Consider the following 16,710-nt stretch of genomic DNA (forward strand, 5'->3'; position numbering starts at 1 on the left):
GAGCAACTGAAATTGACAAAAAAATGAATAATAATACGATGCAGTTAAGAGAGAATTTGCGCATAACTATCAAGAAAAATTATTCCTGCAATTTTGGAATTTAATTCCAAAATTGCAGGAATAATTTCACACCAACGAGCAGTTAGTTACGGATAAAAGACACACACCACGACACAAAAAACTACCGCGCTACTTCAATCTTATACTTTTTGCCTTTCATTTTCTCTTCCTTGATTTTCTCCAACAGCGCTTTGTATTTCGTACGTTTCACGGCGGCGAAGGAGATATAATCTTTCACTTCAATCAGCCCCAAATCTCCTTTTTCGAGTTCGCCTTTTTGGGAGAAAAAGCCCACCATATCCACTTTGTTTAGCTTATTTTTCTTACCTCCACTGACATAAATCGTCACAAATTCGGGGGGATTGGGCAACGGGTAAGTGTCCAAAAGCTGGATTTCAATCATATTGTTTTCCACGTATTGCGGGCGCACTTCATCCTTTTGGAAAATCAAATAAGAATTGCCCGTGGCGTGCATTCGGGCCGTTCGGCCATTGCGGTGAATAAACTCGTGCTCATGGATGGGCAAATGATAATGGATAACGTGTTTCATTTCGGGAATATCCAGCCCACGCGCCGCCAAATCGGTGGTAACCAAATAATTGACACTACCGTTTCTGAACTGAATCAATGCGCGTTCGCGCGCATCTTGGTCCATGCCACCGTGATAAAAAGCCGCCTGAACGCCCCGTTCCTTCAACAATTCGCAGGTTCGTTCGACGGCATCGCGGTGATTGCAGAAAATCAACGCCGACTCTGAATGTAGCGAACAAATCAGCCGAAACAACGTATCGGCCTTGTCTTTATCTTCCGAAATCACGGCCTTCATCACCAAAGCCTGCGGGCCTTCTTCTTCGGGCGTAAAATTGACAATGTTGGGCGTAACCAATCCCACAAACCCAGGGATTTTGATACCCGCCGTGGCCGATACCAGCACCCGTTTGGTAAGATTGCGTAATCCATCCATGATAAAAGCCATTTGCTCCTGAAATCCCATTTCCAGAGACTTATCAAACTCATCCAAAATCAGCGTCTGAATATCGTCCAGTGAAAACGAGTTGCGTGTCAGGTGGTCGGAAATGCGGCCTGGCGTGCCAATCAAAACCGCTGGAGGCTCACTGAAATTCTGTATTTCGGTCGCCATCGCGTGCCCTCCATAACACACATTTACTTTAAAACCCGTGGCCATTTTTTTCCAGACCTGCTCAATTTGCATCGCCAACTCACGCGAAGGAGTAAGAATCAAACACTGTACCGTCTGTTTTTCGGGTTGAAGTAACTGTACCAGTGGCAGTAGAAAAGCCAGCGTTTTGCCAGAGCCAGTTGGAGATATCAATAACGTGTTATTGTTGTTCAAAATGGCCTTTTGAGCCGCCTGTTGCATCGGATTTAATGCTTCAACACCTACGTTGGAAAGTATCGTTGAAATGGATTGATTGTTGTTCATACCGCAAAGGTACGGCCTTCTGACGGGATTTGAGAATATCAATCGGGCTTGTCGAGGATTCCCTTCTCATTCAACTTACAAATCCACGATGATTTCGGGTCGTTGGGCATTTTCCTTTAGGAGGAGATTAGGTGTAACGTTGGCAAATTGCTTGAAGTCTTTGGCTAAATGGTCGTAGTCGCTATACCCAAAATGAACCGCTACGCTTAGCCAATCCAAATGAGGATGCATTTCTTTGTACTGAAAAGCCTGATAAAAACGGCTAATGCGGCTATACAACTTAGGACCAATCCCCATACGCTCACTGAATTTACGTTCAAACTGTCGCGGGCTCAAGCAGGCTTGACTTGCCAACCAATCCAGCGAAAACTGTGTGGGTTTTTTCTGCAACAGCAGCCCAATTTTGTCAATCGGAGAACTTTCCTTTTTGACTTTTCTAATTTTACCAATCAGAAACTCTTCCGCTCGCTCGATCATTTCGTCGTAGCTATCGGCCTCAGCAATTTGATCGCTGACCTTCAGCAATTCCGGGTGAATCAGGGCCGAAGCATCATGGTAAGTCGCGGTCAATTCGTGATTGGGAATGCCCAACAAACGATATATGGCCCCTGGCTGAAAGATAACCATCAGCATCAAAAAATCAGGACCATAGTAATTTTGAAAATTAAGCCGGCTTACCTGTTGCCCAAAAACAGCACTTCTAGCTACTTTATAACTGTTGCCCGCCGTTAAATCATGTGAATAAATACCACCGCGCCCAAAAAACGCCAAGGCTTGCTCAATCCTTGTTGGATAAGGTTTAATATGATAACCTATGGTCGAGTTGAGATTGACCAATAGATAATTTTGGACAAAAGGCCGCAGTGCGATACTCGGCAGTATCTCCCTGAATATCATAAACTTAGTCGATATAAGACAAAATTAATTACATTCCAGCGAATACCCCATTCGCCCTTAGATTTGGAGCAGTAGGGCCGCCAACTCGAAGGGCATGGAGAAAAAGGGCGAATGACTCGACTTCAATCTATACACGCGCTCACACTTGACCCGGGTAGGTAGCAGTGTTTTATCCAAATCTTTACTTTCAGTACACAGAATGTAATATTTTGGTAGGTCTCCATAAACCGCATCTGTTAGCCTAACGGGCGTACCCAACGGGGCAAAAGATTGCCTAGATAGGTTTTGATGTGCAAACTGTCGGTCTTCATTGGTGCAATCATGGTAAAAAAGAATATCAGCAAGCTCAGGTTTGAAAGTACTTGTTTTACGATTTGGAGCCACAATTAACGCTTTTCCGACGGTTATTCGGCTCGTATCTTTCGGCAAATTGGCTTCAATCAGCTGGGCCAATGAGCTTACTGAATCACCGTTTTTGGGTAAAAAAGCATCCAAAAATACCAGTTTACTTACTTTTTGTAATCCCAATTGTTCGGCAGCTTGCGCAATCACCACTCCTCCCATCGAATGACCCACCAAAATCACCTTTCCTCCCCCTTGATTGGCTACATCTACCACTTTAGACACGTAGCGGTCGAGCGTAATATCGTCGGGAGGCGTGGTATCGGTGCCATGACCCGGAAGGTCAATCGCGACCACTTTGTGCCCTTGGGCGATCAATAACGGAACTACTTTGTTCCAGCACCAAGCGCCATGCCATGCGCCATGTACCAACAAATACGTTTGAGAAGGCTGTTTTTGCGCGAAACAAAAAGGGTTTAGACAGGCAAGTACCAATAAAAACAAAAGCTTTTTCATCGTTTCGAAGGGGGATGTTTTAGGCAAAAGTACCCTCCCGACTCAAAAAGCGACAAGTAAAAAAACGACATCTTTTACCCATATCCCCTCACATCATCTGGCCAATGAACAAAAAAAAGCAAGCCTTCCGACTTGCCATTTTTTGATTTATACTGCTTTAAAGATGCCGTCCATTTTTTGACTGATGACTTCCAGTCGCTTTCGGTCGCCGCCAGGCACTTCTGCCGATGCCCAACCCGAGTACCCAATTTTGGCGAGGGCTTGGTTGACTACGGGCCAATTGCAATCTCCTTCCAACAACTCCACGTTAAAGCCTTTCCAGAGGCCTTCGTCCTGTTGTTTTTTACGGCTAAACTCCTTGATGTCAATCTTCATGATGCGTTTGCCGAGTGCTTCAATCCAATGCTCAGGCCAGCCATAACGTAGGATATTACCCACGTCAAAGTACCAGCCTACCAGCGGGTGATTGATTTCATCGACGTAACGAGCAGCTTCTACAGGACTAATCAGGAAGTTATTCCATACGTTTTCAAGTGCGATTTTGATACCCGTTTTTTCGGCAATCGGAATCAATTTACGAATCTCAGCTTGCGAACGCTCGTAGGCATCTTTGTAGCTCGTACCTTCATTGACTACGCCAGGCACCAACAGTACCGTAGTACCGCCGTACATTTTGCAATCATAAAGGGATTTTTCCATTGCCTTTGAGCACACCTCCCGCACTTTAGGGTCGGCACTCGACAACGGCGATTTCCAGTGCGCGGAATTGACTACTCCTGGCAGTTCCAGACCAGTTTTGTCGCGGGCTTCCAATATTTCTTTGGGGTCAATATCGTTCGGGGAATCCAGCTCAACACCGTCAAAGCCAAGGTCTTTCAGGAGTTTAAATTTGTCGAGCACGGAAAGTTTTTCGGTCACCATTCCGTATTTCAAGCTCTTCTTAATCAGCGGTGGTGCCACGGGAGAAGCCTGCACAAACGTATCTACGCCTATTACCGCCGCCGAGGCCGCCACAGCAGTATTTTTGATAAATGTTCTTCTTTGCATGAGAGAGGTTTTGGTTTATCCGAAAATAAAAAATCCGTTAATTGTTAACAGTAATCTTTCATCCAATACGGATAACTTTTTACAGATAACAACTAACGGACAGTCATTTTAAATTTATATGAAAGGCGTAAAGCCAGGACGAGCCACTTCAATTTTTGGAACGGCTGTGTCGAAGCTAACCGAATCGGGACCGAGTTTTTCGGTCGATTTCATAGCATCTTCCCACGTAATTTTCTTGCCTGTATAGGCGGCCATGCGGCCCATGATAGCGATCATGGTACTGTTGGCCATCCACTCACCGTTGTTAATGGGCTTGCTATTACGGATAGACGCAAACAATTCGTTGTGCTCGGTTTGGTACATATCATTTTGCACGCCCGAATATTCCCACGGATTTTGTCCTTCAATTTTGTGCATTGGGCGCGAGCAATTGGCCATCGCCCGGCCTTTGGTTCCGAAGGTCTCAACTAAATAGCTACGCTCCGTATTTTCTTGTTGACGTGAGAAGTGGAACCCTTTGGCCCCGTTGGGATAATCGTAAGTGATGGCAAAGTGGTCAAAAATATGACCGAACAGTGGGTCAACCCGCACCTGACGACCACCCGTTCCGACGGCGCTCACGGGCAAAACATCACCCATGGCCCACGACATCATATCAATGCTGTGCACGGCCTGCTCTACGATGTGGTCACCTGCTAACCATGTATAATACATCCAGTTACGCAACTGAAACTCCATGTCTGACCAACCCGTCTGACGTGGAAAATTCCACGCACCACCCGTATAATAGGTATTGTAAATGCTCATTACTTCACCAATCGAACCATCATTAATTTTGCCGAATACGGCACGTTTTGGTTCGTGGAAGCGCCAGCAGAAGCCCGACACAAGCGAGAGGTTTTTCTCTTTGGCGACCTTTGCTAACTCAATAACTTTACGAATACCGGGCGCGTCAACGGCTACTGGTTTTTCGCAAAAAATATGTTTACCCGCGTTGATGGCCGCTTCAAGGTGCAACGGACGGAAGAACGGAGGAGTGGCTAATAAAACCACGTCAACGCCCGAATCAATCACTTTTTGGTAAGCATCAAACCCCACAAATTTACGTTCGTTGTCCACCTTTACTTTATCACCGTGTACTTTGCGCAATCCTTCCAAACACGTATCGAATCGTTCAGGGAAAATATCGCCGAGGGCGTGTAAAACTACGTTGGAATCTGCTTTGAGGGCTTGCATCGCGGCGCCAGAGCCACGGCCGCCGCAACCGATAAGACCCACTTTGAGGGTGTCACTGTTGATGCCCGCAAAAGCACGATTTGGAACAATAATGGATGGAAATGCGGTACTTGCAAGGGCCGCTCCTGCAAATTTTAACACATCGCGACGTGAGGTGTTCATATAAGTGTGTGTTTAAATGGTTTAGAAAATAGTAAATATACAAAACAAAGATTTACCGACGATATCCGCCTTACGTATTATTTCTAGGTTTGTACGCTGATTCAAAAATGCTACATTTTTTTTAATAAATAGTAAATAAATAGTAAATTATTTTAAATAATGACATTAAATCCTCTATTTTGTTTGGAATTGGAATTTTTGACCTTCATTCAAAAATGCCCCTGAATCGCTAAATATCAATGGGTGAAACCCGGAACGGGCTATTGCAAAACTGAAATCACTTCTTATTTTTGATTAAAAAACCCGACACACATGTACGTATAGCGCCATCTCAATTTTGCCATGTCATTGATCGGTACCGCCACTGCTTTTTATGTAGGTTTCAAAAACAATCAAGCCTACGGCCGCAACTGGGAAGCGCGTATCATCTGGGGGCAATTACCAATTCCAGTCGGGCGTTTGGAGCTACCCTTAGCGTGCTGGGCGAAGATAGTTTGCCCGAAAAAATACAACTGAATTTGGGATTTTGTTGTAAAATTTAAAGCTAATCCATTACGTCTCCACCACGCCAAAGGTTCGTTCGGGCGATTGTCCATCCTGTAGAAAAAAGGCGTTGGGTGTTAAATTGGTAAATTCTTTAAAATCTCGCACCAAATGCTGGTAGTCGTAATACCCTAAGTCGATGGCAACACTCAACCAATCTTTGGAAGGTTGGGCGTTTTTAAGTTTCATGGCATTTTCAAAACGGGCAATTCGGGTATACAATTTCGGACTAACTCCCTCACGTTGAACAAATTGACGATAGAACTGCCGCTGACACAAGCAAGCTTGGTCGGCAAGCCAATCCAAAGAAGCAGTCGAAGGGTTTTGTAGAATATAACGGCTCACTTTATCAATCGGCCGTTCATTCTTTTTTACTTTTTTGATTAAATTCAATAAGAAACATTCTACTATTTCAATCATTTCGGTGTAATGACCCGCGTAACTCAACCGCTCATTGACTAAGCGTATTTCGGTAGAAAACACCTGCTCTGCATCCAAAAACGTGTTGGTCAATTCATTGGCAGGAATGCCCGTAAGACGAAACAAGGCTCCAGGCTGAAATTGCACTTGAAATACCATAAAATCCCGCCCTACGTGGCGATTTGTAACGATAGAATGTTGCCCATACAAGCGCGACCGGGTACTTTCCACTAATTTGCCATCAAAGCCATATTCCACTTTTTCGGGGTCTTTCGGAAAAAAAGACAAGCAATTTTCGGCACGAGGCCAATACGATTTTACGGGTAAAACCGCCATCGAGCGCGGAAATTCACAGCCTACAATCTGAAACTGCCTCACGTATTCACGCAAGGCAGGGCTTGGAAGTCGGTAATCGTAGATGGCCACCATCGTCTGAGCAATTTGGGTTTATTTTATCGTTAATCCCGGGCCTAAAATAGTCATTCCGTGTGCTTTATGAATCTCTTCCGCCTGCTCTTTCGTCGGTGGGGCTTTCAACTCATTCATTGTGAGAAAAAACTCCTCCATTTGACCAGCAGGTTGAACGTAATAAATGATTTTGCTTTTTTCAGAGAGTTGTATCCACGTATGAGGAACCTTGCGCGGGGCAAAAACGGTATCTCCAGCTTTCGCCGTGAACTGCTTATCGCCTACCTGAAACAAAAAATCTCCTTCGATAATAGAAAAAATCTCGTCTTGTTCGTGATGTACGTGCAAAGAAGGGCCCACTTTATCGTTGCCAATATACTCAAAAACAGCCAATTGTCCATTTGTATCTTTACCCGAAATTTTAAGATCGTTTGGGTTAATTCCTTTGTAAGGTGTATGAACACCAAAGCGGGCGTCACCTGCTTTGACCACAAACGGAGGTGTGTTTGTTGTGACCGATTTCTGGGCTAAAAGAGAAGGAGTTGTTACGCCAGCCACGGCAACGGCCAAGAAGTTTCTGCGTTTCATATTTGTTTGATTTTAGGTTGTTTATGATGCAAAACTCCCCATTCAAACGCAGAAATTGGTGGGAAAAAACGGACATTTTCCCACCAACGCTCATTAATCTTTATCCCATTCATCCGTATTTTTAATCCCCAACTTCTTGGGACTGAATACGGGATCTAAGCCTGCTTTTCGCTGTTGTTCATAATCTTTAAAGGCTTTGAAAGCAGGTTTTCTGAGTAACAAAATGGCAATAATATTGAGCCACGCCATCATTCCCACACCAATATCACCCAAAGTCCAGGCCAGTGCGGCGGTTTTGATAGAACCATAAAAAGTGGCGGCCATAATCATAACTCGGAGCCCGTTTACCAACCATTTATTATCCCCTTTGGAAGACAAATAGCTCAAATTGGTTTCGGCAATATAGTAATACGCCATGATGGTCGTAAAAGCAAAAAACAACAACGAAATCGCCACAAATCCCCCACCCAACGCTGGGAAATGGGTATTGACCGCTGCCTGTGTATATTCTGATCCAATGGCTAAGCCCGGTACATTTTCCACCAAAAAACCACCCGCAGGATTTACAACGTTGTATTTGCCAGTGAACAAAATCATGAGCGCCGTGGCGGTACACACAAAAAGCGTATCCACATAAACCGAAAACGCCTGCACCAACCCCTGCTTGGCAGGATGGCTAATTTCAGCCGCTGCCGCCGCGTGAGGCGCCGTACCTTGCCCTGCCTCGTTGGAATAAATCCCTCTTTTTACCCCCCACGCTACAGCCATGCCAAAAATACCCGCCAAGGCGGGCTCCATGTCCAAAGCGGAGCGAAAAATCAGGCTGAACATCGCGGGCACTTTAGTGATATTGAGCCCAATGATGATTAATGCCATCAAAATATAACCTCCCGCCATAAACGGCACTACGATTTCGGCCACTTGTCCGATGCGCTTCACACCGCCAAAAATGATGAGTCCCAGCAAAATGGTTATGATACCACCCGTTATTTCCACTGGAACATCAAAAGCGATTTTGGCACTCAACGCAATGCTGTTGCTCTGTACACCCGGCAAAAACAAGGCGGTACTCAGAATCGTGGCCACCGCAAAAAGGGTAGCATACCACTGAATCCCCAATCCTTTTTCGATGTAAAATGCCGGCCCTCCACGGTATTGGCCATCTTTGACCTGCTTGTAAATTTGTCCGAGCGTGGCTTCGATAAAAGCCGAGGATGCGCCTAAGAATGCAATGGCCCACATCCAAAAAACAGCCCCCGGCCCTCCCATGGCGATGGCCGTAGCCACCCCAGCGATGTTTCCAGTGCCGATTCTACCCGAAATCGCAATGGCAAACGCCTGAAACGACGAAACACCTTTGGCTGATGCTTTGCCTCCAAACAACAAAGTCACCATTTCTTTTACGTAACGTACCTGTAAAAAACGGGTGGCAATCGAGAAGTAAATGCCCGCCCCGAGGCAAAGTAAAATCAGGGCATTGCTCCAAATAATGTCATTGACAGCGGTAATAATTTTTTCCATGAAGTTCCTGTGAGATTAGTTGTTAGGTTTAGCTTATACAGAAGAGAATTTTAAGGCGTGGAGTAAATCTTGTCTTCAAAGAAAAGGATATTAAATGAAAAGCATGATAGTATTCGCCAAAAAAGATTGATTACAGTAGAAAAGTTGTATTTCACCTATTTTAAGTACTACACATTCTGAGAACCCAGTTTTTGATTATGTCGGTATTCACCCCAACGTTTGTACGCTTCGTTTATCTCTTTTTTTTGGTCTTTTTGACGCAATCAGCAACCGCCCAAGTCACTTTTTATGTGGCTCCCAACGGCAGCGATGCCAACAACGGTATGTTAAAAAAACCGTTCAAAACGCTCACCAAAGCACTCTTGTCGGCCCAACGAGCAAAAGGACAGAAAGCTATTATTCAATTGAGAAAAGGCTCTTACTATTTAGATAAAACACTGGTAATTAACGCCGCCCATGCCTTATTTGAATCACTGGAGATAACAAGTTATAAAAATGAGCCCGTTTTTATTGATGGTGGGCAACCCTTACAACTTGCTTGGAAACCTTCCCAAAACGGCATTTATCAGGCGGTTGTAGCGCCCAATATTGCATTTGAACAACTTTTTATCGACGGTCAGCAGCAGCCGTTGGCCCGATATCCTAACTACGATGCCAATGCTCGGGTTTTTCACGGGACCGCCACCGACGCGATTTCACCCGAACGCATCAAAACTTGGAAAAATCCGACTGGTGGGTACGTTCACGCCCTGCACTCGGGCGAATGGGGCGGGTTTCACTATATTATTACGGGAAAAGACGAAAAAGGAGAATTGAAACTGGAGGGAGGTTGGCAAAACAACCGCCCCGCTCCAATGCACAAACAGTACCGTTTCGTCGAAAATATCAGGGAAGAACTGGATGCGCCCGGAGAATGGTTTTTTGACAAAACAAGCCGTATCCTTTATTTCTACCCTCCCAAAAACGTCAATCTTGGCACCGCTTTGGTGGTAGTATCAAGGCTCAAAAATCTCCTCGAACTGAGAGGCACTGCCAATAAGCCGGTCCGTAATGTGCAGCTAAAAAACCTTCAATTTGTACATACCGAACGCAGTTTTATGGAAACCAAGGAGCCGCTGGTGCGCAGCGATTGGACTTTTTATCGGGGCGGCGCTGTACTTTTTGACGGCACCGAAAACTGTAAAATCAGTGATTGTACATTCACTGAGCTGGGCGGAAATGCCATTGTGGTAAGCAATTACAACAAACACGCCGTCATCAGCGGCTGCCACATTCACCACATCGGCGCGAGCGCGGTGGCGTTTGTGGGCGACCCAAAAGCGGCACGTTCGCCGTCGTTTAGGTACGAGCTTTCGATTCCGTACGAAAAATTAGACAAAACGCCCGGCCCACAAACCAACAATTTTCCGCAGGAATGTACGGTCACGGATAACCTGATTCATGACATGGGTCAACTGGAAAAACAGGCCACGGGGGTCCAAATTGAACTTTCATCCACAATTACCGTCAGTCACAACAGCATCTACAACACCCCACGCGCGGGTATCAACATCGGCGACGGAGCTTGGGGTGGGCATATTTTGGAATACAACGATGTATTCAACACTGTATTGGAAACGGGCGACCACGGCGCTTTTAATTCTTGGGGGCGTGACCGATTCTGGTACGCCAATCGCAGCTACATGGACAGCCTCGTGGCGGCGCACCCAGAACTGATTTTGTTAGATGCTCAAAAACAGACCATTATCCGCCACAATCGTTTTCGGTGCGACCACGGCTGGGACATTGATTTGGACGACGGTTCCTCGAATTATCATATTTACAATAACGTTTGTCTTAACGGCGGGCTCAAACTTCGGGAGGGTTTTTACCGCAAAGTAGAAAACAATATCATGGTCAATAACTCTTTTCATCCGCACGTGTGGTTCAAAAACAGCGGCGACGAGTTCAGGCACAACATTGTCATGAAAAAATATTTCCCCATTCAAATCAAAGACTGGGGCGTAAACATTGACCAAAATTTATTCCCAGATTCGGCATCGCTGGCATTGGCCCGTAAAAACAACACGGATGCCAAAAGTACCGTAGGCAACCCCGCATTTATCAATGCTTCGGCGGGAGATTATCGGGTAAGCGCCTCCTCTCCTGCCCTGCTCATCGGCTTTAAAAATTTTTCTATGGCTGATTTCGGGGTACAAAAACCTGAGTTAAAGAAAATTTCTTTACAACCAGTCATTCCAGCGCTTATCAATGCACAATTGCTTGACAACAAGACCTCAACCATCTCATTTTTAGGAGGTACACTCAAAAATATTGAAGGATTAGGCGACCGCTCGGCCTACGGATTGCCCGACGAAACGGGCATTCTCGTAACCTCGACTGGGCAAAAAAGTCTTTTGACCCAGTCTGGTTTATTAGAAAAAGACGTAATACGAACCGCTGATGGTAAAGCCGTCAAGAACATCCGCGCGTTTTTGGATATTTACCAAGAAGTCAATTGGCACGGCAAAATAAACATCGAAATTATTAGAAATCAGCAACCTATGAAGTTGGTATTGCTTCTAAAATAAAAACTGCCATCGACAAACGAGGATGGCAGTTTCGATCAATACAAACTAAATCTATTTGGGTCACTCACGGAAAATATCTTCCGTTTGGTGTTATCTGTGAAAATGTTATCCCATTTTTAAGTGGCTTGCTTCATGCCCTTTCCCACAACTGTTTATTGTGCAATAAATGGCTGCACCATTTTCTCAGAAACATTGACCAGGTGAATATATGTATGTTTAGATTAAGAATATCACGCTAATCTTACGACAAAATAAAATTAGTACAATGCCAAAATTTTTGTTTCAGAATGGAATTAAATTTGGATTAAAATTCAAGAAGTTAAAATTGGCAACCTAGTTTTTCGGTTAGCGTGCGGTACATAACCCAAAAAATCATTCTTTAATTCGACGATTCATTGGATGATTTTTCGGTAACTTACGTTTTCCCAAAAATGTACAACTCCCAATGACGTCAATAGCTGATTTGAATTCTACCGAAAAACAAAGCCTTCATCCCCGAAATCCCCACCGTTTCCGATACGATTTTTCCGCACTTATTAAAAGTTGCCCCGCATTGGCTCCTTTTGTTATGCGCAACAAATACCAAGACGAGTCGGTTGATTTTGCAAATCCCGAGGCGGTCAAAATGCTCAACAAAGCCATACTTATTCATTTTTACGGCATTCAATACTGGGACATCCCCGCCAATTATCTTCGGCCTCCCATTCCCGGTCGGGCCGATTATATTCATTATTTGGCCGATTTATTGGGTTCGGTCAATGATAACGTAATTCCAATCGGCAAGGAAATTACGGGGCTTGACATCGGAGTGGGTGCCAATTGTGTCTATCCCATTATTGGGCACCAAAGTTACGGTTGGCATTTTGTGGGGTCGGATATTGACCCCAAAGCGATTCAGAATGCCAAACGAATTGTGACGGCCAATCCTGTGCTTACCCCCTTCGTTGAATGTCGTCTGCAAACAACTCCCACCGCCATTTTTAAGGGCATTGTGCAAGCCAACGAAAAATTTGATTTTACGATGTGTAACCCTCCTTTTCATGCTTCATTGGCCGAAGCCACCGCGGGGACACAGCGCAAATGGCAAAACTTGGGACGGACAAGTGCCACCCAAAAAGAAACCCTGAATTTTGGCGGACAAAACGCCGAATTATGGTGTGAAGGAGGCGAAAAAGCATTTGTTACCAAGATGATTGAGCAAAGTACCCAAATCGCCAACCAATGTTTTTGGTTTACTTCATTGGTTTCTAAAAAAACGACATTGCCCTTTTTATACAAAGCCCTAAAAAAGGCAAAAGCCTTTGAAATACAGACGATTGAAATGGCTCAAGGACAAAAAGTCAGTCGCATGGTAGCGTGGACTTTCCTCGGGACCCATCAACAGAAAGTGTGGCGGCAGGAAAGATGGCAGTAAAACAAAAGAAGCCATTTTTATAACCCCACAAATTCTGGATTGAGTTGAAGGCGGCGTTCGGGGTTAAGATTGCTTTCCTGAATCAGCCTATTGGGCGTGACTCCTGCAAAACGTTTGAAATCTTTGACCAAATGCTGGTAATCGTTTTGGTGGTAAACAATCCTTGAATTTAACAGTGCTTAAAAAACAACACAAACTAATCACCATTCAAAATCGACGGCTTTATTTTCAGAAACATCCAAGCTACAATGACCTGTAAGGCCAGACCCGCGGGCGCTCTGTAGATCAAATCGTCTGTCCCCAATTTCTTAATTAATGACAACAAATAAGCGCTGTTTAGTGGGACTTGAAAATCAGGCACAAAGTAGAGCAACGTAATCACAAAAAGGTAAAGTACAAGTAACAAATAGCCTGTCACCAAGTATTTTGGAATTTCTTTCGGTCTGCGCCAGTACATAGCAATCAACAGAAAAATAGGAGAGAAAGCAGCAAAAACGAACATAATGCCAAACAATAGGTTGGGAGGCGTTTGTCGATAGGTCAGCCAGTCCTTTGCCCCCACGGTTTCCCATAGAGGATAAGCCAAGCTACCTTCGATGCTCGTTGTACCCATATTATAGAAGTTCAACACGACGACAAGCAGGAATATCCATTTGGCTGCGGGTTTAACGTCTTGGAGATACGTATGCAGGAATGAAATAAGGATAACCACTTGTAAGGCGGAAGGGATAATTTGGAAATAAAGCGTTTGGGACAGCAGGTATTGGTTTTGCGCCGCATTATAGCCCGTGATCGCCCATTGGTTATAGATAGGCATCATCACCCATAGAGTAGTTACTAGGGAAATCATGCCTAACACAACGCTGACATAAATAGCCCTTTTGGGAAAGAAATTGGGTGCTAGCCAAATCATTGAAATCGCCGACAACAGCATCAAAACGGCTGGAACGTTCCCAACCCAAATCATTAAGTCGTTGTACGTCTTTGCATAAAGCAGAAAGTTTTCATGCACATTGCCAAATTGAGGATTTACAATGAATTGCAACATCATCGTGATGCCGAAGTGACGCAACGTAAGAATGCTATACATGAGCAAAGCCCATTTTGTGGCAGTGGTATTGTAGTTGACAGGCATGGGAAAGTTGCTTTTCTTCGTATTTGAAAATGGCACTTTTAACTAAAGCTATGTTTCACTTCTGAACACCGTTGCCATGCCACTATTCCCAACACAATCCAAGGAATGCCCCAAAAGCCAATGATGGCAGCAGGCCTTTGGCCAGTGATGATTAGTAGAGGAAACATACATAAGAACGGAAAACAGCCAACCACCAAAGGAACATAACGTTTCCAATCAGTCCACACTTTTTCTTTAATGCTCGCCACGCCTACCAATATCATTCCCAACCCAGTTAAGAACGCACCCAATGGAGCAAATGGTAACGGCATCCATTGCCCCAAAATATAGGAAACAGCACCAGCAATTGACACATAAAAGAAATTGCGCCGTTTGCCTACACCCGTCGGCTCGCCTGTTTGCCAAAGAGAAACTATCCCTATAAGCATAGAAGCAGTACCTATAACGCCAACCCAAGATTGTAAGTTTTGCGGAATCAGGTCATCCAATAAAAATAGAAAAGGCAAGATGAGCTTACCTTTTCCACCTTCATCAACAGCTCCTAAAAACCAGAAAGGAAAGCTAAAAGCCAAGTAGGTTATCAAGTGATAATAAAACAAATAGCAGCTCGGCGAAGATGGGTAATGTGTGTTTCAGTAATCATAAAAAAACTAGAGTTTATGGTTTCCTGCAAATCTATCTAAACACTTGAGATGAGACTTAGTAAAAAAACGACATTCTATCAATAAATCACGGCCTTCTCAAAATCAAACCCACTCGGAACTGCACCCGTAAATTGCTTAAAATCACGCAGTAAGTGATTGTGATCAAAGTATTCACAGTCGTACGCAATGTGCATCCAACTCAACTGAGGAGCCTTTTGCTTCAGTTTCATTGCCTGATTGAAGCGCGAAATACGGCTATAAAATTTGGGCGAGACGCCCGTTCGCTCCAGAAATTTTCGTTCAAATTGACGACTGCTCAAACAAGCATCTTGCGCCAATTGATCCAAAGAAAAATGGTGAAAATTGGATTGCTCCAACACCGCATCAATGGCATGTTTTTCTACCTTGTACTCCACGATTTTTCGAAGTAAAAACCCTTCTGTGATGCTCACCATTTCTCCAAACGTAGCAGCGTTTTCAATCCTTTCTCGTATTTCCTTGATTTCGTTTCCCAATACCAGACTGATTTCTTCATAGCTACCCGTAAATAATGTCATCGGAATACCAAACAATCGAAAAAAGCCCGACGGTTGCAGCAGAATTTTAAACATTAGATAGTTACTGGGAATCAACAAGTTATGACGAGAAGTAGTCTGCCCTATAATAATATTGTCAGGAATTTTTTGGGTCGAATTATCCAGATAGTTTACGTATAGTTTATCTTTTGGATAAAAATAAAGTGCTGTTTCGGGAATTGGGGCAATTGGCAGACTCATTCGGGGATTATTATGCCGAACTTGCAAATACCAATAGGCTTTTATAAAAGGTCGCAGGGCTGGATGTGGCGGTAAAATTTGAAGCATAACAAGGCAGGGTCTATTTTATTAAAATAAACCCAAAGTCCCTGATATTCAAAGAAAAAAAAGAAGAAGTTATTAAACGGTAATTAGAACTACACGGCCGTAAAACTCATACCCGCGGCTTCATCGGCCAATTTACGGGCATTTTCTTTGCCCAAATATTTGTCAATTAAATAATGTGCTACGTACAAAACAGGCGTTGTCAACAACGCAATACAACCTTTGTAAATGTAATTGATGCTGCCCACCTGTAAAATCTGCGTTACCGACCAGTTGCCGAAAAGGTAAAAGGCAATAAAAATCACGACGAAGCTGTCTACCAATTGTGAAAACAGCGTTGAGCCCGTAGCTCTCAACCAAATGTATTTGCTGCCCGTACGCCGGCGCAACCACGAAAAAACGGTTACATCCAACACTTGCCCGATCAAAAAAGCAACAATCGACCCAAGCATAATACCGAGACCTTGCCGAAAAATCGCGTTGAAGGCCCCGTCGATGTTCATGGCGTTGCCGTGGCTGTCTTTACTGTTGACCTCCAACCAAAATTGAGCGGGTGGCAGTGATGTGGTAGCGTAAATGACGATGTACATGTAAGCAATGAAAATAGCCGTCAGGTACGAAATACGACGAACGCCTTTTTTTCCAAAATACTCGTTGATAATGTCAGAAGTAATAAACACAATCGGCCAGTTGACCACCCCAGCCGACATGTTAAAATCTAGCTTTGTACCAAACAAAGGCAACTGAGCGGGCGAGGTGCCGAGTAGGGCTTCAACGGAAAATATTTTGACGCCGATAATCTCCGCAATCAGCGCATTGGTCAAAAAAAGACCACACAAAGCGAGGAACAGAAACTGCTTTTTCTGTTCAAAAGGGGTAGAAGTGGGCATGGGTAGGCGGGAT

The 16,710-nt window shown here is 44.3% G+C and carries 15 protein-coding genes; 3 read left to right on the forward strand and 12 right to left on the reverse strand.

Annotation, left to right across the window (positions count from 1 at the left end; all coding sequences use genetic code 11):
- Positions 1-181: 181 nt before the first annotated feature.
- From GVN20_RS07780 to GVN20_RS07800, 5 genes are all read right to left on the reverse strand, one after another.
- Positions 182-1,504 (reverse strand): DEAD/DEAH box helicase, encoded by a 1,323-nt coding sequence (locus tag GVN20_RS07780; RefSeq protein ID WP_166557770.1) that lies wholly within the window; start codon positions 1,502-1,504, stop codon positions 182-184.
- A gap of 75 nt (positions 1,505-1,579) precedes the next feature.
- Positions 1,580-2,401: an AraC family transcriptional regulator gene (locus GVN20_RS07785; protein WP_166557771.1), complete on the reverse strand. Its 822-nt coding sequence runs from the start codon at positions 2,399-2,401 to the stop codon at positions 1,580-1,582.
- Positions 2,402-2,458: 57 nt separating this feature from the next.
- Complete coding sequence (locus GVN20_RS07790) at positions 2,459-3,259, reverse strand: alpha/beta fold hydrolase (RefSeq protein ID WP_166557772.1); 801 nt, start codon at positions 3,257-3,259, stop codon at positions 2,459-2,461.
- 147 nt (positions 3,260-3,406) lie between these two features.
- Positions 3,407-4,306 (reverse strand): sugar phosphate isomerase/epimerase, encoded by a 900-nt coding sequence (locus tag GVN20_RS07795; RefSeq protein WP_166557773.1) that lies wholly within the window; start codon positions 4,304-4,306, stop codon positions 3,407-3,409.
- A 114-nt stretch (positions 4,307-4,420) separates the two neighbouring features.
- Entirely contained in the window at positions 4,421-5,704 is a 1,284-nt protein-coding gene (locus tag GVN20_RS07800; protein WP_166557774.1) for a Gfo/Idh/MocA family protein, read from the reverse strand.
- A 342-nt stretch (positions 5,705-6,046) separates the two neighbouring features.
- On the opposite strand from GVN20_RS07800, the gene GVN20_RS07805 reads away from it, so the two are divergent.
- Entirely contained in the window at positions 6,047-6,220 is a 174-nt protein-coding gene (locus GVN20_RS07805) for a hypothetical protein (protein WP_166557295.1), read from the forward strand.
- Positions 6,221-6,256: 36 nt separating this feature from the next.
- Here GVN20_RS07805 and GVN20_RS07810 read toward each other — a convergent pair whose 3' ends face one another.
- The 3 genes from GVN20_RS07810 to GVN20_RS07820 form a co-directional block, all read right to left on the reverse strand.
- The gene (locus GVN20_RS07810; RefSeq protein WP_166557775.1) at positions 6,257-7,096 is read right to left on the reverse strand and encodes a helix-turn-helix domain-containing protein; all 840 of its coding nucleotides are present in this window, start codon (positions 7,094-7,096) and stop codon (positions 6,257-6,259) included.
- An 18-nt stretch (positions 7,097-7,114) separates the two neighbouring features.
- Positions 7,115-7,663, reverse strand: coding sequence for a cupin domain-containing protein (locus GVN20_RS07815; RefSeq protein ID WP_166557776.1), 549 nt, complete (start codon positions 7,661-7,663; stop codon positions 7,115-7,117).
- A gap of 93 nt (positions 7,664-7,756) precedes the next feature.
- Positions 7,757-9,184 (reverse strand): sodium:alanine symporter family protein, encoded by a 1,428-nt coding sequence (locus GVN20_RS07820; protein ID WP_166557777.1) that lies wholly within the window; start codon positions 9,182-9,184, stop codon positions 7,757-7,759.
- 197 nt (positions 9,185-9,381) lie between these two features.
- On the opposite strand from GVN20_RS07820, the gene GVN20_RS07825 reads away from it, so the two are divergent.
- Together GVN20_RS07825 and rlmF are read left to right on the forward strand one after the other, a co-directional pair.
- Positions 9,382-11,754 (forward strand): PDZ domain-containing protein, encoded by a 2,373-nt coding sequence (locus GVN20_RS07825; protein ID WP_166557778.1) that lies wholly within the window; start codon positions 9,382-9,384, stop codon positions 11,752-11,754.
- A gap of 445 nt (positions 11,755-12,199) precedes the next feature.
- Positions 12,200-13,168, forward strand: coding sequence for a 23S rRNA (adenine(1618)-N(6))-methyltransferase RlmF (rlmF, locus tag GVN20_RS07830; RefSeq protein ID WP_166557779.1), 969 nt, complete (start codon positions 12,200-12,202; stop codon positions 13,166-13,168).
- Between the two features lie 196 nt (positions 13,169-13,364).
- Here the strand turns inward: rlmF and GVN20_RS07835 are convergent, their stop codons facing one another.
- From GVN20_RS07835 to GVN20_RS07850, 4 genes are all read right to left on the reverse strand, one after another.
- A complete protein-coding gene (locus GVN20_RS07835) occupies positions 13,365-14,303 on the reverse strand; it encodes a hypothetical protein (RefSeq protein WP_166557780.1) in 939 nt (312 codons plus the stop codon).
- A 38-nt stretch (positions 14,304-14,341) separates the two neighbouring features.
- Positions 14,342-14,887 carry a hypothetical protein gene (locus GVN20_RS07840; RefSeq protein ID WP_229599001.1) on the reverse strand — a complete coding sequence of 182 codons (546 nt, stop codon included), beginning with the start codon at positions 14,885-14,887 and terminating at the stop codon, positions 14,342-14,344.
- A gap of 137 nt (positions 14,888-15,024) precedes the next feature.
- Entirely contained in the window at positions 15,025-15,810 is a 786-nt protein-coding gene (locus GVN20_RS07845; RefSeq protein WP_166557781.1) for an AraC family transcriptional regulator, read from the reverse strand.
- Between the two features lie 89 nt (positions 15,811-15,899).
- The gene (locus GVN20_RS07850) at positions 15,900-16,697 is read right to left on the reverse strand and encodes a queuosine precursor transporter (RefSeq protein ID WP_166557782.1); all 798 of its coding nucleotides are present in this window, start codon (positions 16,695-16,697) and stop codon (positions 15,900-15,902) included.
- Between the last annotated feature and the right edge of the window lie 13 nt (positions 16,698-16,710).

It is taken from the genome of Runella sp. CRIBMP (assembly GCF_009905605.1).
Classification (GTDB): domain Bacteria; phylum Bacteroidota; class Bacteroidia; order Cytophagales; family Spirosomataceae; genus Runella.